This is a genomic window from Paludisphaera sp., assembly GCF_037189885.1.
In the GTDB taxonomy this organism is placed as follows: domain Bacteria; phylum Planctomycetota; class Planctomycetia; order Isosphaerales; family Isosphaeraceae; genus Paludisphaera.
The window spans coordinates 145,596-166,634 of the sequence record NZ_JBBCIR010000030.1; the positions used below are offsets into that span (position 1 = coordinate 145,596).

Consider the following 21,039-nt stretch of genomic DNA (forward strand, 5'->3'; position numbering starts at 1 on the left):
AGGACAAGATCTATGGCAGAAAACGTGGCGAGGCAAACGCTCTGGCCGAATGATACGAATATCTTGGTCCGGGTCGGGATCCTCCATGTCGGTCAGGGGGCGAGCGCCGTCGTCTTCACGGCGAACGGCGATTCGTACGACGTTCTCCTCGTGGACATCAACCTCGACAGGACCTGCCGGGGTATCGATGTACCACGCATGATGAAGGACCTGCTCGACGGCCAGGCCCTGTATGCCTTCGTGAACACCCACCCGCACGACGACCACATGCAGGGCGTTAAGGAGCTCTCCGACGTCGTCACTATCGAGCGGGTCTGGCACTCCGGGCACATCCCGAGCAAGAAGTACGGCACCTACTACGAGGATCTCGTAGCCGTCATCGAGAAGGTCAAGAAGGCCAACGGCAACGACGCCGAACGGGTTCTCCAGGGCAGCCGAGGGTCGGAAGTGCTCGGGGAGGCGCAGTGCCACATCCTCGCCCCGGCCGAATACGTCACCGACGAGGTGAACGAGGAGGAGGCCGACCAGCGGCGGGCTCGCATTCACGAGCAGTGCGCCTGCATCAAGTTCGGCAAGGAATGGACGTGGGCGATGATCCCGGGCGACGCCGACCATGTCGCCTTCAAAGAACACATCATGTACCACGAAACCCGCCTCGGCTCGGCGCTCCTTGCCGCCTCACACCACGGCTCGCGGACGTTCTTTCGCGAGTGCGAGGACGACGACCCGTACACGGGGCACCTCGACGCCATCGACCCGAAGTACGTGGTGATCTCGGCCCCCACGCGGAAGGAGAGCCCGCACGATCATCCGCACGAGGACGCGGTCGAGCTCTACGCCGACAAGGTCGGCGAGGAGAGCGTGCTCCACACCGGGAAAGACCGTCACAGCTTCATCTTCGACATCTACCGCGACGACACGCACGGCGAGCTCCAGAACGACGAGGGGAAGCTCGCTGCGCACTACGGGCTCAGTGAGGACGGGGACGACGACAAGGGCGGCGGAGGCGGTGGCGGTGGAGGCAGCCGCGGAGGCTTCACGCCCCGGACCATGCCCACCATGATCGGCGAGTCGAGGTTCGGGTGAATGGCCGAGGTCCCTCGCGCGCCTCTCAATCTCAGGGCGGCCCGCCGGTCCCTCCAGGGGATCGCCGGGTGTGAGGTCCTGGACGATTGGAGCTACAGCAAGCAGCTCCATCGCTGGGTGCTCCGATGCCGCCTCACGATCTCCGCTTCGAACCACCTCGTTCCGGCCGCCACCGACTGGTTCGTTGCGGCCAGTCCCTCGTACCCATGGGGGGCATTGACCTTCTTCCCCAGTAAGGAAGGAGGTCTCGCCGCGACCTTCCCTCACCAGAACTTCAACGGGCCGGGCTCGAAGGAACGCCCCTGGCGTGACGGCGACATCTGTCTGCATCCGGGCCTTCGCGTGCTCGGCCGACACGGGTTCAACACGGAACCCTTCGAGAGCAACAACCGCCTCCGGTGGCGGGTTTCTCGCGCCCTCGATTGGCTCCGCGCCGCCGATGCCGGGACTCTTGTTCAACCCGGTGACCCGTTCGAGCTACCCCAATTCCCCGGTGCGGCCGACTCGCGCACGCTTCTGACCTTCGATGAGGGCGGAGAATCGTTCCGAGCTTGGCAAGCAACCGAGCAGCAGATCGGCACCGCGGAGCTTACGCCCGTGCGTCGCAAGGGCGATGTCTACGCGGTCACCGAATTTTGCTCTTTGAGCGGTGTTCGACTCTGGAGGCCGAGTTGGCCGCTGAACTCGCCATTTAAGTGCCGACCGGAAGATACAGCCATCTGGCTGAGACTCGCCGACGTTCCCGTGCTTGAGCCGTGGCGCGCTCCCGCGACCTGGGGTGAACTGAGGGCCGCTTGCGAACAGCAGGGAATCGACCTCGACCAGCTGCTGAAGCCGCTCCTGGCTACGTTGCGGGATGGTCGGCCCCACCGCTTGCTCATCGGCTTCCCCATCCCGAATGCGATCGGGGGGACGGTGAGCCAGCTGCACTGGCAGGCCATCGAGCTCCCGACGGTGTCGCACGGATCCCAAACGCGGAGAGGTTTCCGGCCGCAGCGACAAGGCCAGTGGCTCAGGGACCGTCGGCAGCTCCTGCGGGACGAGCAGGAGATCCAGTGGGTCGAGACGGAGAATTGGAGCCGCGACCGCCTCATCTCGCGAGGACGGCTCAGCGGCACGCTGGCGACGAGCCACGCCCTCCTTATCGGGGCAGGGGCCCTCGGCTCCACGGTCGCCGAGCTCCTCGTCCGTGCCGGGGTGACTCGATTGACCGTCTTGGATCACGACCACCTAGAGGCGGGAAACCTCTGCCGGCACACCCTGCTCATGTCCGAGCTCCGCGAGAGCAAGGCGAACGCCCTCGCGGTCCGGCTGAGCGGGGTGAACCCCCACGTCGAGGTGGACAGCCTGGACGGCCGCTTCCCGCCCGCATTGACGAGCGTCAGGGAATCGCTCCGGGCATGCGACCTCGTGATCGACTGCAGCGCGGATGACGGAGTGCTGCACGAACTCGCTCGCTATCCCTGGGGCAGTACCAGGCGGTTCGCTTCGCTCTCCCTCGGATTTGGCGCCAAGCGGCTCTTCTGCTACACGACGACGGCGGGAGCGTTCCCCTCGGGGCAGTATCGGAAGGCTATCCAACCTTGGCTCGAACGCGAACAGGACGAGTCCCGCGACTCGGAGCCGATCCGGCCGGGTGCCGGGTGCTGGCATCCGATTTTCCCGGCCCGCGCCGACGACGTCTGGCTGCTCGGCGCCGCCGCCGTGAAATACCTCGACCACGTCTTTCCGGCATTGGGGTTGGGCTCGAGACTCACCGTGTTCGAGCAGCAGTACGACGACGGATTCTCGGGCATACGCCGCGTGATCGAGGAGGGTGCTCATGAATGAGTTGCTCTTCCGATCGACGGACCAACGCTTCGGCTTTCGGATATCGTCGGACGCCGTCGATCACATGGCATCGCTCTGCCGAAAGGCCAAACGGTCGGAGACGGGTGGGATTCTCGCCGGGCGATATAGCGAACGTCACGACTGTGCAATCGTGACCGAGGTCACCGGGCCGCCTCCGGATTCGAGGGGCGGCCCGACTTGGTTCAAGCGAGGTGTCCGAGGCCTCCAACAGCTCATCGAACGACTTTGGAGGCTCGACCGCTCGTTCTACCTGGGGGAATGGCACTACCATCCGTACGGATCGCCTGGGCCGAGCACCACCGACACTAAGCAAATGTCATTAATATCAACAAGCGACTCTTATTCGTGTCCCGAGCCAATTCTCCTTATCCTCGGGGGCGATCCGAATGCTGAGCTGGAAATCAGGGTGTTCGTCTTCCAGCGTGGAGCAAGCTATCTGGAACTCCCCCGCCTGATCGAGTGAAGCGGCAGACGGTGCTTTCCGATGACGACTCTCGACCACGGCTTCGCCTCGGAGAGGAGTAACATGGAACTCAAACTCGACACGTACAACTTCCGAGCCAGGCTCGCCCCGCTGCTCATCGTTATTCTCCCGGCCGTCCTGGCCGTGGCGGTTTGGCTTCCCCTGGAGTCCGAGGCCTGGAAACTCCTCGGCAGCCTCGGGATGAGCGCGGCCCTCTCGCTACTCCTCGTGCAGCTAGGGAGGGATCAGGGCAAGCAGAAGCAGCCCCAGCTCTTCGATTCGTGGGGAGGGAAGCCGACCACCCGGCTGCTCCGGCACCGCGACCAGGCCATCGATAACCACACGAAGGCTCGTTATCACCGGAAGCTTCGTTCTCTGCTACCGGACGTTCCCATGCCTTCGCCATCGCTCGAGGACGACGCACCGGAGAAAGCAGACGCGGCCTACGAGTCGTGCGGGAGGTACCTCCTTGAGGCCACCCGTGACAAGAAACGCTTCCCGCTCGTCTTCGATGCCAACGTCTCGTACGGCTTTCGCCGGAATTTGTGGGGCATGAGGGCGACCGGCATCGCCAATTCGCTCGTCGGCCTCATCTCGTCGGCGAGCAATGCCCTCCATGCCTACACCGGGGGCTCGAAACCCACCGTCACGTCAGTCTCCGCCGTCGCGATTTGCGGCCTCCTGCTCACGTGGTGGATCCTCCGGATCAAGCCTTTCTGGGTGAGGTTGGCCGCGGACGCTTACGCGGAGCGACTCCTCGCGGCGTGCGAGACTTTGTCGCCGCCCGAGGGAGGGCGTGGCTCAAGCGTGATCGTGCCTTGAACCTCGCTAGTCGACGATCCAGCCGCGGCCACCTCCGACATTCATCAGGGAGAGTACACCGCGACGCCCACCAGGGCCGCCGTCGCCTTCAACTTGGTATCGAGGGTGGCCAGGGGCAAACCTTGCCGCATGGCGAGTTCGAGGTCCGCAAGCCGCAGGAGCGGCCCAGCCGGCCTAGGACGCTCGACGGCCGGGCCGAGGCGAAGCTGATCGCCCTGGCGTGCTCGCCGCCGCCGGGCGGCCGCAAGGCGTGGACGATGCAACTCCTGGCCGACAGGCTCGTCGAGTTGGAGGTCGTCCCGGCGGTCTGCGACGAGACGGTGCGCCGCCGCTTGAAAAAAGCGAACTGAAGCCGCACCTGAGGGAGCAGTGGTGCATCCCGCCCGAGAAGAACGCCGAGTTCGTGGCGGCGATGGAGGACGTCCTGGACGTCTACCACCGGCCCTACGACGAGAAATGGCCGTTGGTCTGCCTCGACGAGGCGAGCCGCCAACTCATCGGAGAGACGGTCCTGCCGGTCCCGGCGGTCCCCGGCCGGCCCGAGCGGGTCGACTACGAATACGTCCGCAACGGCACGGCCAACCTCTTCATGGTCACGGAGCCGTTGCTGGGCTGGCGGGCGGTGAAAGTCACTGAGAAGCGGACGGCGAAGGACTGCGCCGAGGTGGTCCGCTGGCTGGTGGAGGACGTCCACGAGGAGGCCGACAAGGTCGTGCTCGTGATGGACAACCTGAACACCCACAAGGTCGCCAGCCTGTACGAGGCGTTCCCGCCCGAACAGGCCCGGCGGATCGCCGAGCGGCTGGAGATCCACCACGCGCCGAAGCACGGCTCATGGCTGAACGTCGCCGAGATCGAGCTGTCGGTCCTCTCCCGCCAGTGCCTCGACCGCCGCATCGGGTCGATGGACGAGTTGATGCGGGAAGTAGCCGCCTGGGAGGAGGAGCGGAACGAGCGCCGGGTCGAGACCCGATGGCGATTCACCACCGCCGACGCCCGCATCAAACTCCACCGGCTCTACCCATCACTATCGTAGTGGCGGAGTACTAGTGGGTCACTTGGCTCGACCATGGCCATAAATGCCGGACCTGGGTACGATCGACGGCCTCTCGCACCAAGGAGGCCGCCATGTCCCGCCTCAAGAAGAACCCGCTCCGCGAGTTGACCGATGCGGAGCGGCAGGAGTTGGTTCAGCTCAGTCGCTCCCAGGCCGCGCCGGCGGCCGAAGTCGCCAGGGCCAAGGCCTTGCTGTCGGTCTCCGATGGCGACGACTACCAGCAGGCCGCCCGGATCGCCGGCCGTCGTTCCGGCGACGCCGTCTCGCACCTGGTCGCCCGGTTCAACGTCGAGGGGCTGGCGGCCTTGACTCCTCGACACGGCGGCGGCCGGCGGCCGACCTACGACGCCGCGGCCCAAGAACGCATCCTCCGCGAGGTTCGCAGGACGCCGACCCCGGAGGCCGACGGGACCGCTTCCTGGTCGCTGAACACGCTGCGGAAGGCGTTGCGATCGGCCCCCGACGGGCTCCCCGCCGTCTCGACCTTCACCATCGGGAGGGTGCTCCACGAGGCCGGCTACAGCCGCCAACGCACCCGGACCTGGTGCCCGACCGGATCGGCCCTGCGGCTGCGCAAGGCGGGGCCCGTCGTGGTCTCCGATCCGGACGCGGATCCCAAAAAAAGTTGATCGAGGACGCCTACCGCCTGGGCGAGGCGATGGGCCTGCCGGTCTGGTGCGCCGACCAGGCCGGGCCCTACCAGACGATCCCGCACCCCGGCCGGTCGTGGCGGCCCGAGGGGGAGCCGGCCCGCCAGCCGCACGAATACATCCGCAACGGCACGGCTAAGATCCTGACCCTGTTCCACCCCGCCGACGGGTCGGTCCGGGTCGAGGGCGCGACGTCCTGTCCCAACGCCGTCCTCCACGGCTGGCTCGAACGGGAACTGGCCGCCGTCCTGGAGGCGACGCCGATCCCGACGACGGGGGCCGCCGGGCCGGGGGCGAGCCGTCCGGCCTGGGAGCGATGGCAGGAGGGCCTCTCGGTCAAGCCGACCCTCCTGGCGGAACTGCCGCCCCTGCGGATGCTGCTGGTGCTGGACAACCTGGCCGGCCACAAGACGCCCGAGTTCGTGTGCTGGCTGTTCGCCCACGGCGTCATGCCGCTGTACACGCCGGTGGGCGGCTCGTGGCTGAACATGGCCGAGAGCATCCAGCGGGTCCTGAAGCGTCGGGCCCTGGACGGCCAGCATCCCGAGGACGTCGGCCAGATCATCGCCTGGTTCGAGGCGGTCGCGAGGCATTGGAACGAGTCCCCGACCCCCTTCACATGGGGCGGCAAGCGGTCGGAACGCCGCCGTCGTCGACGCGAGCGGCACCGCCTCGGCGGCTCCGGGGCCTGCACCCGCCGGCCCCTCCGCAGGGACGAAATCCGGGACTATGGCCATGGTCGAGCCAAGTGACCCACTAGTCGTGGAAGAACAGCACGCCGACGTTGCGGGACCTCGCAAACTCGTCCGCCCCGTCGACGATGTTCATCCGCAGCCCCAACTCGACGAGCGGCATCCCGGCCGCGTCCTCGTGGAGCCCGCTGCCGACCTCTCTCAGATAAGCCCGGATGAGCCCTGGTCACAGGTCGTCGACGTCGGCCGAGACGCATCGACGGTCGTCGAACGGACGGTCGAGGTCAGGCGGAGGAGCTCCCGCTCGTCCTCGCCGTTCGACTTCACCTCGACGCTGCTCGAGTAACGGCGGATGAAATAGCGATATTCTTTCGTCTTGGCGGTAACGGCCTGCGGGGCCTTGTAAGAAACCCTAACACAATGAGGCAGAAGGCATGTGCTTCACTGGTCAGTCCGTCCGTCGCAATACGGAGGACGAGCCATGGCCAAGCCCTTGCTGCCAGAAGCCTCGTGGGACCGCATCGGGCCCCTCCTGCCGCCCCCGAAGGCGCGGCGGGGCCGATATCCGGGCCGTAAGCCGATCGACGACCGCCGGGCGTTGATCGGCATCCTGTTCGTGCTGAAGACGGGCATCCCGTGGGAGGACCTGCCGCGTGAGATGGGCTGCGGCTCGGGCATGACCTGCTGGCGGCGGCTCCGCGACTGGCAGCGGGCCGCGTCTGGCGTCGGCTGCACGAGAGGCTACTCGCCGAGCTGAACGGGGCCGACCGGATCGACTGGTCCCGGGCGGCGGTCGACAGCGGCTCGCCGCGGGCGCTGGGCGGCGGCGAGGCGACCGGCCCGAGCCCCGTCGACAGGCGGAAAAAGGGGAGCAAGCACCACGTCCTGGTCGACGCCCGCGGGACGCCGCTGGCCGCGACCCTCACGGCGGCGAACGTCCCCGACGTCAAGGAGGCGGAGCGCGTCGTCGAGGCCGTGCCGCCGGTCGGCGGCCGCCCGGGACGGCCGCGACGCCGTCCGAGGGAGTTGCTCGCGGACCGCGGCTACGACTCCAAGGCCCTGCGCGGCCGCCTGCGTGCGAAGGGGATCCGTCCCAGGATCGCCCGGCGGGGGACGCCCCACGGCAGCGGCCTGGGCAAGTTCCGCTGGGTCGTCGAGCGGTCGCTCGCCTGGCTCGCCCACCACCGCCGCCTGCGCCTCCGCACCGATCGCCGCGCGGACATCCATGAGGCGTGGCTCTCCATCGGCTGCGCAATGATCTGCTTCAACCTCCTTGCAACCTCATTGTGTTAGGGCCCGTTGACGAATTCGGGGCCTTCCGCGACCATCGCTTGCATGTGCAGGGGACGAGTTCGGCACCCGGATCATGGGCAAAGGGATGATTCCGCGGCGAGGAGAGGACGGAGTGCGGCGGGTGATCACGGACAAGGCGTGGCGGCAGCTGGAGCCGATCCTCCGGCGCATCCTCTCGCCGCGCGGGACGCCGCCCAAGCTCGGCCTCCGCGAGTTCCTCGAGGCCGTGCTCTACATCGATCGCACCGGCGTCCCCTGGCGCGACCTGCCGCCCTGCTTCGGCGCCTGGGACGCGGTCTATCAGCGGTTCCGGCGCTGGGAGAGGAACGGCGCCTGGGAGGCGTTGTGGCGCGGGCTCCAGGCGCCGGCCGCCGCGTCCGCCCGCCGGCTCTTCGTCGACAGCACGGTGGTGCGGGCCCACCAGCACGCCGCGGGCGGACCCGGCCTCGAGCCCGACCGGGATCTGGGCCGCTCGCGCGGCGGCTTCGGGACGAAGATCCACCTGGCGGCCTGCGACGAGCGGACGGCCCTGGGCGTCGTCCTGACGGCGGGCCAGGCGGGCGACGCGCCGGCGTTCGAGCCGACGCTCCGCGACGTGCCCGACGAGACGACCGCGACGGCGGTCGTCGCCGACCGGGCCTACGACAGCGATGAGATCCGGGCCGACCTGGCGGCGGCGGGGTTCGAGGTCGTGATCCCGGCGAGGAGCAATCGGGTCGACCCGCCGCCGCACGACGCGGAGAAATACAAGGAACGGCAGAAGGTGGAGCGGCTGGTCAGCCGCCTGAAGCGGATGCGGCGGGTGGCGACGCGGTATGAGAAGCTCTCCGGCGCGTTCCTCGCGATGGTCCACATCGCTTGCGCGGCCAGCATCCTACTCTGAATTCGTCAACGGGCCCTAGGTCGTATGGACACGAGGTAGGCGTCTTGGGTGGGATGGCCGTGTCGAACTGACCTCAGGAGGGGCACCGATGGGTCATCGCCACGCGATCTCGGACGCCGACTTCCTCCGCATCGAGCACCTGCTGCCGGGCCGCCCCGGCCAGCACGGCGGGGTCGCCCGCGACAACCGCCGGTTCCTCGACGCGGTGCTCTGGATCGCTCGGACCGGCGCCGCCTGGGCCGACCTGCCCGAGAGGCTGGGCAACGGCAACAGCCAGTGGCGGCGGTTCGATCGCTGGGCCGCCAAGGGGCGGTGGGACCCGATCCTGGCCGAGCTGCGCGACCCGGACCTGGACGTCCTGATCCTGGACTCCACCGCCGTGCGCGCCCACCCGTGCGCCGCCGGGGCGAAAAAAAGTGGGACGGCTCCGGCGGCCAGCCCGATCAGGCTCTCGGCCGCAGCCGGGGCGGCTTCGGGACGAAGATCCACGGGGGATTCGACGGCCTTGGGCACCCCGTCGAGTTGATCCTAACCGCCGCGCAGGAGTCGGACGTCGCACAGGCCGAGGTGCTGCTGGCCGACCACGAGCCGGAGGCGGTGATCGCGGACCGGGGGTACGACAAGAAGTCCCTGGTCGAGGAGATCCGGCGGCGCGGGGCGGAGGCGGTGATCCCGACGCAGAAGACCCGGAAAGAGCAACGGATCGTCGACCCGCACCTGTACCGGGAGCGGAACCTGTGCGAGAGGTTCTGGTCGAAGGCGAAGCAGTATCGGCGGGTGGCGACGCGCTATGAGAAGAAAGCGGCGAACTACCTGGCGTTCGTGAAGGTGGCCGCCATGATGGTCATGCTGCAATAGCCAGGACGCCGCACATCGCCTATCTCGTGTCCATGGAACCTAGTTCGATCGTCGCCCGACGATACTCCAGGGCGCCGTCGCGGCTCAAGGCCTCGGATGAGGTTAGGTCGGAGGACGGGCGCGTTCCCAGAAGACGAGGAACGTGCAGAGGAGGATCTCGGAATCCGGCTGACGACGCCCAAGGCGTTAGGGCCAAAAAGTCCATTAATTCGGCGAGCTGTGCGCGTCTTCGAGCGACGGCATCCTTGGTCCGGCTCAGGTGAGGTAGGAATCGTCCATACCCGGATCAGGTGCGATTTCTCCGTATACGATCCGGCAGCGAACGTCGGTGAGGCGCGACTCGACGATCGATCGAAGCAATTTTATCTCGTCGCAATGATCGGCGTTTATATAAAATCGATGTCGGTGCAGCCACGACACGACGTTGTTGAATCGGCGGATGTCCGGTTGCGGCTCGTCTGCGACGGCGCGGAGCTCGACCAAGGCCTCGTCCAAGGCGGCCCTCGGGATCTGCGGTTTCAGATCGGGGACGACGTCGACGGTGCCGTCCTCGGACGTCACCACGGCCATGCGGGGGCCGTCGACACTCCCCGTGTAGCGTATCGCCGAGTTGTATCGGGAGCCTCTGGCCGGATCACCGAGCTGCGACGCGAGGCCGTCGAGGACGACCCCGATGGCGTGGCAGACTCCCGACGTCGAGATCAATACCGCCCCGTCGATGGCGGTCAGCGCGTCGATCACGTCCTCCTCGACCTGGAAAGGCTCGACCCGGGTCGCTTGGCCCGCCAGCCTCTCCGCTTCCCGCTCGGCTTCGGGGGCCACCACCAGTAGGGCTCCGTGCCTTTGACGCGCCGCCGCGCCGACGAGGCGGCACAGGCGGTCCAAAGACTCATCCTCGATCTCGGGGAAGATCCGGCGTGCGTCGCTACGGAACTTCCGCTCGCGGTACGGCGGCTTCGGCTGGCAGGGGATGCCGTCGATGCTCCTCATGAGCGTAGCGCCGCCGTGTCTGAGCTCCCAGGCGTGATGATCGAGGAACTCGACCTCGAAGAGGTCTTCGCGGCTCGGGTCGTAGCTCCCGGTCGTCTTCCCGACCCCGTAAATCCGCACCCCGTCGCACAACAGCGAACGTCCTCCGCCGCTCGTCTCGAGGAGCTTCCTGGCCTGGCGGGTATTGCCGACCGGGATTGGATCCCGCAAGACGACTATCGGATCAACGTTCGGATGCCCCCGCTCCGAGAGTATGATGCGGCCGCTGGCCGAGCCCCGCTCGTGCTTCAAGGAGGAGATCCGGTCGAAGGCCCGGAAGCAGACGCCCTGGATGTGTCCTACGGCCACTGCGGCCGTGTCGCAGATCCGCGCTCCCCCGCCGCGATACAACTCTTCGATGTCGCGAAAACCGCCGAAATTCATCCCCGGGTCGGGTTTGCTGAGCTCGGCCGAACAGTCGCGGAGATATTCGTCGATCACGGCGTCGAGAAAAGAAGCGGCCACAGGGGTCCGAGCGACGACGTGCTTTTCGAGCCGCGGGAATTTCTCGTATGCCGACCTGTCCAGCCTCAAGACGCAGCTCACGAGGTATCCCCCCACCTTTGTCGGGAGGGAAGAAAAGACTGAGCAATCGTCCCCCGAGAGCGTGGCGACGGCCTCGCGGATGGCCTGCTGAAGATACTCCAGGTGCTTTCGTCGTTCATATCTCTCGGCGGCCGACGGGTGGGAATGCCTCAGGCGATCCTCGTCGCAGCGGCGCAGCCTCCTGGCGATGGCCGGTATGTCGCCCAGCCGATCCTGATACTTGCTGTCCTGCGGCTCGACGCAGATGGGAAGCCGATCATCCCGCTCATCCTCCAGCACGCCGACGAGACAGACCTGGACGTGAAGATTGGATTCGAATTCAAAATGCGCCAGGAAGTCCTTGGCCCTGGCTTCCGCCATCGTTTGGAAGTGGGGCTGGTATCCCCACATGAAGTGTTTCAGCGATTCCATGTCGACCTCGGATTCTCTCGGGACCTGGACGGGGTCGGCGACGTGACGCGCGTGCTACATAGGCGTTCTGGCTTCAAGAGATCATCAGTCGAAGGAGCGCCATGCGATGCCCTCCTCTTCTGCCCCTATACACCTCGAACATCCCAAAACGACCCGTGTCCCCCGCATCCAGGGGCGTCTCGCACTCGGAGGGAAGTAGGAGCTCCGGGGAGATTCGACAGAGGCCACATTCGTGATAAATCTCCGAAACGACTTCGGCGTGCTTCCTCAGGGCGGTCGAGGGACGCAATTTCCTGCGAACCGCCGCATCCAGGTCTGCGTTCAAGATGAGGCAGAACTCGCCGAACAGTCTCAGCGACCTAGCCGCCTTCCCGCGCGTCAACTGGAGGTCCGCCTGAAGTTTCGGCGACGCCACCGCGTAGTAAGCGTCGAAGTTGAGCACGCCGACCTCCGAGAGCTCCGGGCTGTTCAGCAAGCTCAAGAGGTCGCCTTGCAGGACCGTCGGGCCGGCCAGCGCATGGCCGGCGGCCAGCTTGCCGCTGAGGTCGACCCCGACGAACTGCCGCGGGTCGATGATCCCTTCTCGTAGGAGGATCTCACGCGTCAGGTGGCCGGTGCTCCCCATCAATTCGCACCAGCTGCAGCGGATCTTTTCCTTGGACGCGTCGATCCAGAGCCGGTTCGCCGCGTTCCTCAGGAATGCGAGGGTCGCCTCGCGGCTCGCCGTCTTGGCGGGGTTGTCGAAGGCGTTAAGACGTCGGTCCGACGTATCCATGCGCAGACGCCTCCCTCGATCTCATGACGACTTGGAAGTGGGCGATGCGGTCCTCGAGCGAACTGTAGGCTTATGGACAGACGTCCTTTGAACATCTGCATGGATTCCACCCGCGGCGGGCCGTTGGGGAATGCGGCCTGGTGAGAATCCCTCAGATGCTTATCGACCGCCGACCAGGTGAGCCCCCCTGAGTCGGGGATGACCCCGGAGGAAGATGCGGGGGGGAGCCCGGTCGAACGGACCCAGCGGCTGCACCACTTGTAGACGTTCACCTGAATCCAGAAGGTCAGGAGCGACTCGAGGTCGGCCAGGCGCGTCGATGCATCCGCCGCGCCGGTGCCCCGCCCGAGGCCGGAGACGGCGCGTTTGAACCGGCGCCGGCACTGCCGTTTGACGATGGCTTCGGCTTCTGACCACGTCAGGTCCCCTGCATTCGGGATGACGCCCGATTCGGCGTCCGGCACTCGACCGGTGAGTTGGATCCAGCCTTCGAGCAGCTCCACCATGTTGGACTCAAGGTAAAAAGAGGCCATAGCTTGGTCCTCCCCCCCCCCCGGAGGCAGGTCCAAGTCCATCGAGTCCCGAAAGCTGAGGACGGCGTCGTGCGCCATCCTCCAGGTCAGATTCGTGTGAGGAATTGCGTCATCGGATAGGCGAGGGAATCGACCCGTCTTCAGAATATGATGCTCGATCGCGGTCGGCACGGGCCCGTCGCTCACGTGGATCCTCGACGGGTTCAAGGCCTTCCGGCAGTCGCACGTGACGCCGAGGTCGCGCTGGGCGATCTCGGCCAGGCATTCCTTGCCCGGCAGCCCGTGCCTCCCACGCAGCAAGGCCTTCTCCACCTCGCCCCAAGTCAGGGCAGTACCCTTCTCGCGCGGCTCCTTGCCCGGGACCCAGGCCGACGACTTCGGAAGCTCCTTCGCCCCTCCGCACGCGGCGAAATGCTTCGTCAGCCAGGAATGGATCATCGCGTGCGTAATCAGCCTCGGGAACGCGGCCCGCATCCTCTCCATGAAACTCGTCATGCGGCCGCCCGTCAGGCCGTGGATCTGTGTGTCCACCGCGTGCAGCAAGGGCGAGCCCTCGAGGGTCTCGTCGCGGAATTCCTCCCGGAGCCTGGCGAATATCGAATCGAGCAAGGAGTCAAATCCTGCATCTTCTCGGATCGCGGTGGCCTTCGCCCAATCGGCGGATTTGGACTCGGCCGTCCGCCTGGCGGCCTCCCGCACCTTCCGGCCCGCGTCGCCTCCGCGCCCTGCGGCGAGGAGCACGGCCGCCCGGCCGATGACGCGCCCGTCCAGGGTCGAGCCCGATACCTGGGCCAAGGCGGTCGCCGCCCCCACGATCGCCTCGATCGACGGGGCATCGACGCCCTCGCTCTTCAAGTGGTGGCGCGCCTGGAGCAGCAGGGCGTTCGCCTCGGCCTTGGCCTCCTCGTCCAACGCGAGCCGCATGCGGTCCGCGGTGGCGAACCGCCGACCGGGCCCGAAGGATGAGGCGACGCCCGCCTCGATCCCCTGGGCCGTCGACCATTCCTCGCCGACCTCGAAGTCGGCGAGGAAGACCGACGTCAACAACGCGTTCCGCGTGTGCTGCAGACCGAGCTTCTGCAGGCTCCCGCTGCCCGGAACGAAGAAGACGATCCTGGCTGTCTCGCGATGTTTCGGCGGGCAATCCTCGTACTTCTGACGTAACGCGCGCCCGAGGAGCTGGCCGACGGTCGCCAGGCTCCCGGGCATGCCGAGGCAATAGACCGCCGAGCAATGCCTCCAGTCCGTACCCTCCAGCACTCGTTGGACGCCGACGATCACGTCGAATCGACTGTCGGCGTATGACCTCCCCCTCTCATCGCGCAGCGAGCCGAGGAAGGCGGCCTGCCTCTGCCCTCCGACCCCCGTCGCGTCGAGTGTGCGGGCCCCTCGCGACTCGAAGGCCTCGAGGATCTTGCCGACGAGCCCGCTGCTGCCCCCCGAGACGGGAGGGACGCGGACGATGCTCTTGGGCCGTCCGTCCTCGAAGTACTGCTCCACCAACCGCCGGACCAGCTCGGCCTCGTAGCCGGCTGCCACCTTCTCCCCCCGAAACTCGGCGGCGGATGTCGCGTGGCCTCGCTTGCCCAGGACGCGCATCTGATGGAGAAGACGGCCCGGAGCGAACCCCTCGGCCATATGCTCCGGGAGCGTCCTGCGGACCAGTCGCATCTCGGGACGCAGGACCCTCTGGCCGTCCTTCCTCCAAGGAGTCGCGCTGTAGAAGTGCAGATGGCCTCCGCGGCGTTCGAATTCGTCAATGAACGAACCGAGCCCCTCCGCAGGCGCGTGATGGGCCTCGTCGACCACGAGCAGGATCCGGCGGCAGTTGCTCGGCAGCAGTTCGACGGCCCCCGGGAAGGCCAGGGCTTGGTGGGTGCAGGCGGCCGCGCGACCGAGCGGGGCCGCCAGGAAAGATCTCAAGTATTGGCGGGACTTCAGGCTGCTCTCGCGGCTGGCGCGAATCTCCGGGAGCGGGAAGACGCGGGCGTCGTGGGGGTACCTGAGACTCCCGGACTCGTTGGTGAAGCCTTCCTCGATCTGCTGCTGAGGGGCGGCGATCAGGATCCGGTCGTACAGCTGGGAGAGGAGATGGCTCAACGCGACGATCTGGAGCGTCTTCCCCGAGCCCGTCGGCGCCTGGACCAGGACGTGCCCCGGTTCGCGCAGGACCTCGTCGATTAATTCGGCCTGATACGGGCGGAGAGTCTTGAGGAGCATGGGAGCCTCCCTCGACCAGGATTCGCAGACTTCGTCCGGCTTATGGGGTCGTGGCGGTCCACCCCCGCGGAGTCGTCAATCGTGCCGGCATCGATCCACCGGGCAATGATGGTACCATCACGCCTCATGGCGGCGAAGACGTCATCTAGACCGACGCGTCGTCAATCATTATGGCTGACTCCTCGGGGGAACCCCGACGGGCCGACCTGGTGCAGTGAGCTCGGACTCCAGGTTGCTCAAAAAGACGTCTCCGGGGAGTCCGTACAGCTGGCAGAGGCTGTTGAGGCAGCTTCGATAGAATGCGTGCACTGCAGCCCAGTCCACGTCGGGCGAGTCGATGCGTTGATCCAATAAGCCCTCGGGAGAGGACGCCGCTCCTGCCGCGATGACTTCATCGCTCGACGCGTGAGTCGTCGCCCGCAGCGAGAGGGGCGCGTAGACGCACCGCCTCGCCTTCCGCGCGCCGCCGTCGCCGTCCGGGACCTCTTCCTCGACCTGGGAGCCCGGCCGCCGCGCCAGGCAGCCCTGGACGTGGTTGTACATCGTCACCAGCCCGATCGGCCTCCCGCCCAGCTCCGCCTTCCTCGAACACCGCCGGGCGCGGAACAGGGGCCGAGGGGTCGTTCGACGCCTACATGTGGCAGGCGTTGGAGACCTTGGAGGCCAAGGCCCGGTTCATCGCCCAGGTGATGGGCGGCGAGGCCGCCGCCAGGCGGACCGAGGAGGTGGGGGGCGGGAGCTCTCCTACGCCGAGGTGAAGGCCATCGCCTCGGGGAACCCCGCCGTGCTCACGCTGGCCGAGTCGGATTCCGAGATCCGGCGGCTCCTGGTCCTTCGGAAGCATCACGCCGACGAGCAGTACCTCGCCCGCAAGAGCTCGCGCGAATTGCCCGAGACGATAGCGAGGCTCAAGGTCCGCCTGGAGGAGACGACCGCCGACCACGAGACGGCGAAGGCCCACGCGGGCGAGCCGGCCGTCGTCGGCGGCTCCGAGCGCCGCCCCGAGGCGGTCTTCGCCGCCCTGAGCGAGGCGATGAGGGATCTGCCGGAAGAGGCCTTCGAGACGCGCCGCGTGGCGCTCGGCCGGATGCGGGGGTTCCGCTTCGGCCTGGTCATGCGCCGGGCGTTCTTGCCCGAGGTATACCTCGAAGGGCGGGGGGCCAGGCTCGTCCAACTCTCGCGCGACGCGCGTGGCCCTCGGGCGGTGCTGAACGCCCTGAACCGGCTGTTCGAGGGTTCCCCGGGGAAACTCGCAGAGATCCTGCGCGAGCTCTCGCTCGCCGAGGCGAGGCTCGACGGCTACCGAGCGCGGCTCGGGGCGGCGTTTCCGCACGAGCGGTACGTCGATGAGCTCTCCGGGCTTCGCGACGAACTCCAGGCCGTGCTGTCGGCTTCCGGGACGGAGGAGGCGAAGACTCGCCCCGCCGGTTCGGACGCCGCCTCGGCGGGAGCGGACTCCGTCCGCGCCGCCGGTCGAGGAAGCCTCGGCCGTCCCGGCACCCCCCTTCGCGCCCGCCCCGACCGGTGGGGTCGGAGAGGGGAGGGGGCCGCCGCGCGAAACGGCGGTCTCGCGGTCGAACCGGGACTTCGGCCGCAGTACGTATCAGAAGCGGCTGTTCTGAACCGTCGATGAAGGCTGGATGGGAAGGTCGGGAGAAGCCGCCCAGCCGCCTACTACCAGGATTTCGTCTTGAATCGCAGGCTCGAGGCGTTTTCGCCCACCGCCCGCTTGATCTGGTCCGACGCCTCGTTCGGGAACTCGGCGTTGATCTCGAGGGTGACGATCACCGTCGCGTTCGGGTCCCCCGCGAGGAGGCTGGTGATCTCCTCGGCGACGTCGACGAGCCGCATCTTGGCGCTCGACGGGTTGATCTGAATGGACCCGTGGAACGACCTTGGCCGGGCTGCGGTCGCGCCGCCGCCAGCCCCGGCCCGCGTCGCTGAACTCGTCCCCGCCCCGGCCCCCGCGGCCTCGTTCCAGCCGCCACCGCCAGTCCCGTCCTCGGAGGTCCCTCCGCGACGCGGGCGGCTTCTTCCAGTGGGCGGCCGCCGGTCTCCGCGTCCGCCTGGGGAGCTCGATAGGCGAGCTACTGTCTTGAGGGGATTCGATTCGGGTTCAAGGCCCCGGACGCGTCGGCCTCAACGGTGAGGTGCGGAGCGTCCGGGAACGCCCTTTGTGTTTCGCGACGTGGAAAGGTGCGGATCATTCAGTGGGTTCGTGGAATGGGGGACTCCTTCGAATAATTTAGCTTAATCGCACGATATCCTGACGTTAGTGCTGTAACCGCGACGATTGCGGATCTGGAATCGTGGTCACCGATTGCGATTCTGGTGATTGATTTCGTCGATGTTCTGGTCCTACATTGGAGGCTCGGCACGTCATCATCGCTGCGCGTCCGTCGTCAGAGGGTGCATTATGGCTTCGAGTCCGTCGGCTCTGGTCGGGGATGGCTTGGCCTCGATCATCGTCCCCTGCTACAACCAGCTCCCTTTCACCCAGCAGTGCGTCGCCGCCCTGATGCGACATCCCCGCCCCCCCTGGGAATTGATCGTCGTCGATAACGGCTCGGTCGACGGGACCGCCGCCTACCTTCGGGGCGTACAGGACGCTGCCTCCGTACCCGTCACGGTGCTCACTAACCCGCAGAACCGCGGCTGGCCCGCCGCGTGCAACCAGGGCTTGACCGCCGCCCGCGGCGACTATCTAGTCCTGCTGAATAACGACGCCGTCGTCACCGACGCCTGGCTCGATCAACTCATTGCCCTGGCCGACTCCGACCCGGTCATAGGCCTGGCCGGGCCGATGTCCAACCACGCTTCCCCGCCCCAATACGTCGAGGGCGTCCCCTACCGCAGCCTGGAGGAGATGCACGCGTTCGCCGATCGGTGGCGCGACGAGCGTCGCGGGCGGTGGCTGACCTCCGAGAAGCTCTCGGGCTTCTGCTTGCTCATGAAGCGGCGAGTTTTCGAGACCGTCGGGGGCCTGGACGAACGGTTCGGGCCGGGCCTGCTCGACGACGACGACCTGGCGTTGCGGGCGCGGCGGGCCGGCTTCACTCTGGCCGTGGCGCATGATCTGTTCGTCCACCATTTCGGCGGCCGTACTTTTGCCGGGACTGGGATCGACGAAGAGGCGCTGCTCGACGAGAACGTGGCGCGATTCGTGGCCAAGTGGGGCAGCCCACCTCCGGGCGAGCGGGTCGTCGTGCGCCCCTGGTCCAGGCCGCCCGTCGCGTCGAAGACTCCATCGGGGCCACGGGCTCGGGTCAGCCTGACGATGATCGTCCGCGACGAAGAGCACAACCTGCCGGCCTGCCTCGGGTCGGCCACCGGGCTGTTCGACGAGATCGTCGTCATCGACACCGGATCGACGGACAGCACCAAGCGGATTGCCCGCGAGCATGGGGCCCGCGTCTTCGACTTCGTCTGGGTCGGCGACTTCGCGGCGGCGCGGAACGCCGCGTTGGCGCGGGCCACCGGCGATTACGCTTTCTGGCTCGACGCCGACGACGTGCTGGACCCGCCCGAACGTGACAAGCTCCGGACGCTGTTGGACGGCCTGTGCGCGGGGGACGAGGCGGCCTTCGTGGTCCGCTGCTCGTGCGACCCCGACACGCAGGGCGGCGGGGGCCGGACGATCGTGGACCATGTCCGCTTGTTCCCGCTGCGCGAGAGCATTCGTTGGACCTACGCGGTGCACGAACAGATCCTGCCGGCGCTGCGCCGGGCCGGTGTACCGGTGCGTTGGACCGACGTGATCGTCCGCCACACCGGCTACACCGATCCGGGTCTCCGCCGCCGCAAGCTCGACCGGGACGAGGCGATCCTCTCGGCAGAACTGGAGGACCGACCCGGTGATCCGTTCGTGCTATTCAACCTGGGATCAATCGCCGTCGAGCGCGAGGAGTGGCCCGCCGCGCTGGGACACCTTCGCGCCAGTCTGGCGGGTTCGGTGCCCGACGACTCGATCACCCGCAAGCTTTACGCTCTCATCGCTCGGTGCCACCAAGTCCTGGGTGATCCCGACGCCGCGTTGGCGGCCTGCGCCGAAGGGCTGGAGATTGACCCGGCCGACGCCGAGCTTCTGTTCCGCAAGGCGGTGGTCCATCGCAATCGAGGCGAGGCTGGGGAGGCCGAGGCGTGCTGGCGGCGGGTGCTGACATTGCATCGACCGGAGAAGTTCGCCAGCGTCGACCAGGGGATCTACGGGCACCTGACGCGGCGGAACCTGGCGGCGTTGGCCGGGGAGCGCGGCGATCTCGCCGCAGCGGGCCGACTGTGGTCCGAGGTGCTGGACGAATGCCCCGGCGACCCCGAGGCTGTCGCGATGCTGAATCGCATGGCCTGCCCGAGCGAGCTCGATTCGCCAGGGGAGGGGCTCTCATGAACTTGCGTGTGCTCTTCGCCTCGGTCCACTGCTACGTCGACCCGTCCAGCGGTGCGGCGTTGGCGACCCGCGACCTGCTGGAGTTGTTGGCCGCGCGCGGGCACGACTGTCGGGCGCTGACCGCTGGAGTGCTCGACTATGAGCAGGAGACGTCTTTGGAGGCGGTCCTGGGCACCATGGGTATGCCATACCGGCGGGCCCGCGCGATGTTGGATGACGGTGCCGAAGTTGGGATCATAGACTTGGATCTGGGCGGCGTGCGGGCGACGGTCCTGCCCACAGCTTCCAGCCGCCCAGGGCGAGCCCCGGACCTCGCCGAATCCAACCGATTGCTCGGCCTAGTAGATGACGTACTCAAGCGGTTCCGGCCGCAGGTGCTGCTGACCTACGGCGGCCATCCGGCGAGCCTGGAGCTGATGCGTCGGGCAAAACGCCTGGGCATCGCGGTCGTATTTCACCTGCACAATTTTGCATATGAGGACCGGTCGGCTTTCGTCGACACATCCGCCGTGCTCGTACCGTCGAAGTTCAGTAGCCGATTTTACGAGCGACGGCTTGGATTGGCGAGCACGGCTATCCCGAACCCGCTCTGCGTCAGACGCGTGGTGGCACCCGAGCCCGAGCCACAGTACCTCGTTTTCGTCAATCCTCAGCCCACCAAGGGAGTGACGATCTTCGCCCGGATCGCCGCCGAGCTGGACCGGCGTCGGCCCGACATCCCATTGTTGGTCGTTGAGGGCCGAGGCACGGCCGACTGGCTGGCTCGGGTGTCACTCGACCTCTCGGGGTTGGGGAACCTGCACCGGATGGCTAACACGCCCGACCCCCGGGATTTCTACAGGCTCGGCCGGGCGGTGCTGGTGCCAAGTCTGTGGCGAGAGTCGTTCGGGCGCGTGGCTGCCGAATCGCTGGCTAACGGGTTGCCGGTGCTGGCCAGCGATCGGGGTGCCCTACCGGAAACGTTGGGTGACGCCGGATTCCTATTTAGCATCCCCGAGAGATTCACGCCCGCCAGCCCCGCAGTGCCGACGGCCCGCGAGGTGGCCCCCTGGGTCGCTACGATCGAGCGGCTCTGGGACGACTCAGACTGGGAGGCGGAGCAACGTACACGGGCCCGCATAGCCGCCGACCGCTGGGATGACGACCGGATAGCGCGCGAATTCGAGGCGTTTTTCGGGAACTTGGTCGGCGTCGGATAAGTCGATATGAATCGCCGCCGACCGCTGGGATGACGACCGGATAGCGCGCGAATTCCGGGCTTTTTTCGGGAACTTGGTCGGCGTCGGATAAATCAATATAAAGTGTTTGGCTTCACGCGGTTGAATTCCATCAAACCGAATTTGGAGTAAGAATTAATTTATTAATTCAAAGAAAAATTTCGTTTGTTGGTTCCAGTGGGGGGTTGCACGCGTCACGGTCATAGGCCAGATTGCACAACTCCGATCCGTGGGGTAAGAGGTGTTCCGGGGAGCCCGACGTCGCA

At 66.9% G+C, this 21,039-nt stretch carries 18 protein-coding genes and 1 pseudogene; 15 read left to right on the plus strand and 4 right to left on the minus strand.

Annotated features, from left to right (window positions below):
* Positions 1-12 precede the first annotated feature (12 nt).
* From WG209_RS11145 to WG209_RS11195, 11 genes and pseudogenes are all read left to right on the plus strand, one after another.
* On the plus strand, positions 13-1,086 hold the full coding sequence (locus WG209_RS11145; protein ID WP_337175116.1) for a hypothetical protein: 1,074 nt from the start codon (positions 13-15) through the stop codon (positions 1,084-1,086).
* Entirely contained in the window at positions 1,087-2,916 is a 1,830-nt protein-coding gene (locus tag WG209_RS11150; protein ID WP_337175117.1) for a ThiF family adenylyltransferase, read from the plus strand.
* Entirely contained in the window at positions 2,909-3,400 is a 492-nt protein-coding gene (locus WG209_RS11155; RefSeq protein ID WP_337175118.1) for a Mov34/MPN/PAD-1 family protein, read from the plus strand. The genes WG209_RS11150 and WG209_RS11155 overlap by 8 nt, the downstream gene beginning before the upstream one ends.
* Positions 3,401-3,463: 63 nt before the next feature.
* The gene (locus tag WG209_RS11160) at positions 3,464-4,222 is read left to right on the plus strand and encodes a hypothetical protein (protein ID WP_337175119.1); all 759 of its coding nucleotides are present in this window, start codon (positions 3,464-3,466) and stop codon (positions 4,220-4,222) included.
* Positions 4,223-4,344: 122 nt separating this feature from the next.
* Positions 4,345-4,572 (plus strand): helix-turn-helix domain-containing protein, encoded by a 228-nt coding sequence (locus WG209_RS11165; RefSeq protein ID WP_337175120.1) that lies wholly within the window; start codon positions 4,345-4,347, stop codon positions 4,570-4,572.
* Entirely contained in the window at positions 4,473-5,258 is a 786-nt protein-coding gene (locus WG209_RS11170; protein ID WP_337175121.1) for an IS630 family transposase, read from the plus strand. Before WG209_RS11165 ends, WG209_RS11170 begins: the two co-directional genes overlap by 100 nt.
* A gap of 92 nt (positions 5,259-5,350) precedes the next feature.
* On the plus strand, positions 5,351-5,908 hold the full coding sequence (locus WG209_RS11175; RefSeq protein WP_337175122.1) for a helix-turn-helix domain-containing protein: 558 nt from the start codon (positions 5,351-5,353) through the stop codon (positions 5,906-5,908).
* Positions 5,905-6,681, plus strand: coding sequence for a transposase (locus WG209_RS11180; RefSeq protein WP_337175123.1), 777 nt, complete (start codon positions 5,905-5,907; stop codon positions 6,679-6,681). Before WG209_RS11175 ends, WG209_RS11180 begins: the two co-directional genes overlap by 4 nt.
* 421 nt (positions 6,682-7,102) lie before the next feature.
* Positions 7,103-7,914 (plus strand): IS5 family transposase gene (locus WG209_RS11185; RefSeq protein ID WP_337175124.1). Its coding sequence is split into 2 segments (ribosomal slippage): positions 7,103-7,337 and positions 7,337-7,914, totalling 813 coding nucleotides; the frame shifts between segments, so codons are not numbered across the junction.
* A gap of 121 nt (positions 7,915-8,035) precedes the next feature.
* A complete protein-coding gene (locus WG209_RS11190; protein WP_337175125.1) occupies positions 8,036-8,797 on the plus strand; it encodes an IS5 family transposase in 762 nt (253 codons plus the stop codon).
* An 88-nt stretch (positions 8,798-8,885) separates the two neighbouring features.
* Positions 8,886-9,655 (plus strand): annotated as a pseudogene (locus WG209_RS11195) (IS5 family transposase).
* 255 nt (positions 9,656-9,910) lie between these two features.
* Here the strand turns inward: WG209_RS11195 and WG209_RS11200 are convergent.
* The 3 genes from WG209_RS11200 to WG209_RS11210 form a co-directional block, all read right to left on the minus strand.
* Positions 9,911-11,641 carry a diadenylate cyclase gene (locus WG209_RS11200; protein WP_337175126.1) on the minus strand — a complete coding sequence of 577 codons (1,731 nt, stop codon included), beginning with the start codon at positions 11,639-11,641 and terminating at the stop codon, positions 9,911-9,913.
* Between the two features lie 73 nt (positions 11,642-11,714).
* Positions 11,715-12,416 (minus strand): hypothetical protein, encoded by a 702-nt coding sequence (locus tag WG209_RS11205; protein WP_337175127.1) that lies wholly within the window; start codon positions 12,414-12,416, stop codon positions 11,715-11,717.
* Entirely contained in the window at positions 12,335-15,169 is a 2,835-nt protein-coding gene (locus WG209_RS11210; protein WP_337175128.1) for a DEAD/DEAH box helicase family protein, read from the minus strand. The genes WG209_RS11205 and WG209_RS11210 overlap by 82 nt, the downstream gene beginning before the upstream one ends.
* A gap of 635 nt (positions 15,170-15,804) precedes the next feature.
* On the opposite strand from WG209_RS11210, the gene WG209_RS11215 reads away from it, so the two are divergent.
* Together WG209_RS11215 and WG209_RS11220 are read left to right on the plus strand one after the other, a co-directional pair.
* Positions 15,805-15,927 (plus strand): hypothetical protein, encoded by a 123-nt coding sequence (locus WG209_RS11215; protein ID WP_337175129.1) that lies wholly within the window; start codon positions 15,805-15,807, stop codon positions 15,925-15,927.
* Entirely contained in the window at positions 15,924-16,802 is an 879-nt protein-coding gene (locus WG209_RS11220; protein ID WP_337175130.1) for a hypothetical protein, read from the plus strand. Before WG209_RS11215 ends, WG209_RS11220 begins: the two co-directional genes overlap by 4 nt.
* A gap of 41 nt (positions 16,803-16,843) precedes the next feature.
* On the opposite strand, the gene WG209_RS11225 is transcribed toward WG209_RS11220, so the two are convergent.
* Positions 16,844-17,020 carry a hypothetical protein gene (locus WG209_RS11225; protein ID WP_337175131.1) on the minus strand — a complete coding sequence of 59 codons (177 nt, stop codon included), beginning with the start codon at positions 17,018-17,020 and terminating at the stop codon, positions 16,844-16,846.
* A gap of 601 nt (positions 17,021-17,621) precedes the next feature.
* On the opposite strand from WG209_RS11225, the gene WG209_RS11230 reads away from it, so the two are divergent.
* Together WG209_RS11230 and WG209_RS11235 are read left to right on the plus strand one after the other, a co-directional pair.
* The gene (locus WG209_RS11230) at positions 17,622-19,556 is read left to right on the plus strand and encodes a glycosyltransferase (protein WP_337175132.1); all 1,935 of its coding nucleotides are present in this window, start codon (positions 17,622-17,624) and stop codon (positions 19,554-19,556) included.
* A complete protein-coding gene (locus WG209_RS11235; protein WP_337175133.1) occupies positions 19,553-20,755 on the plus strand; it encodes a glycosyltransferase in 1,203 nt (400 codons plus the stop codon). Before WG209_RS11230 ends, WG209_RS11235 begins: the two co-directional genes overlap by 4 nt.
* Positions 20,756-21,039: the final 284 nt, after the last annotated feature.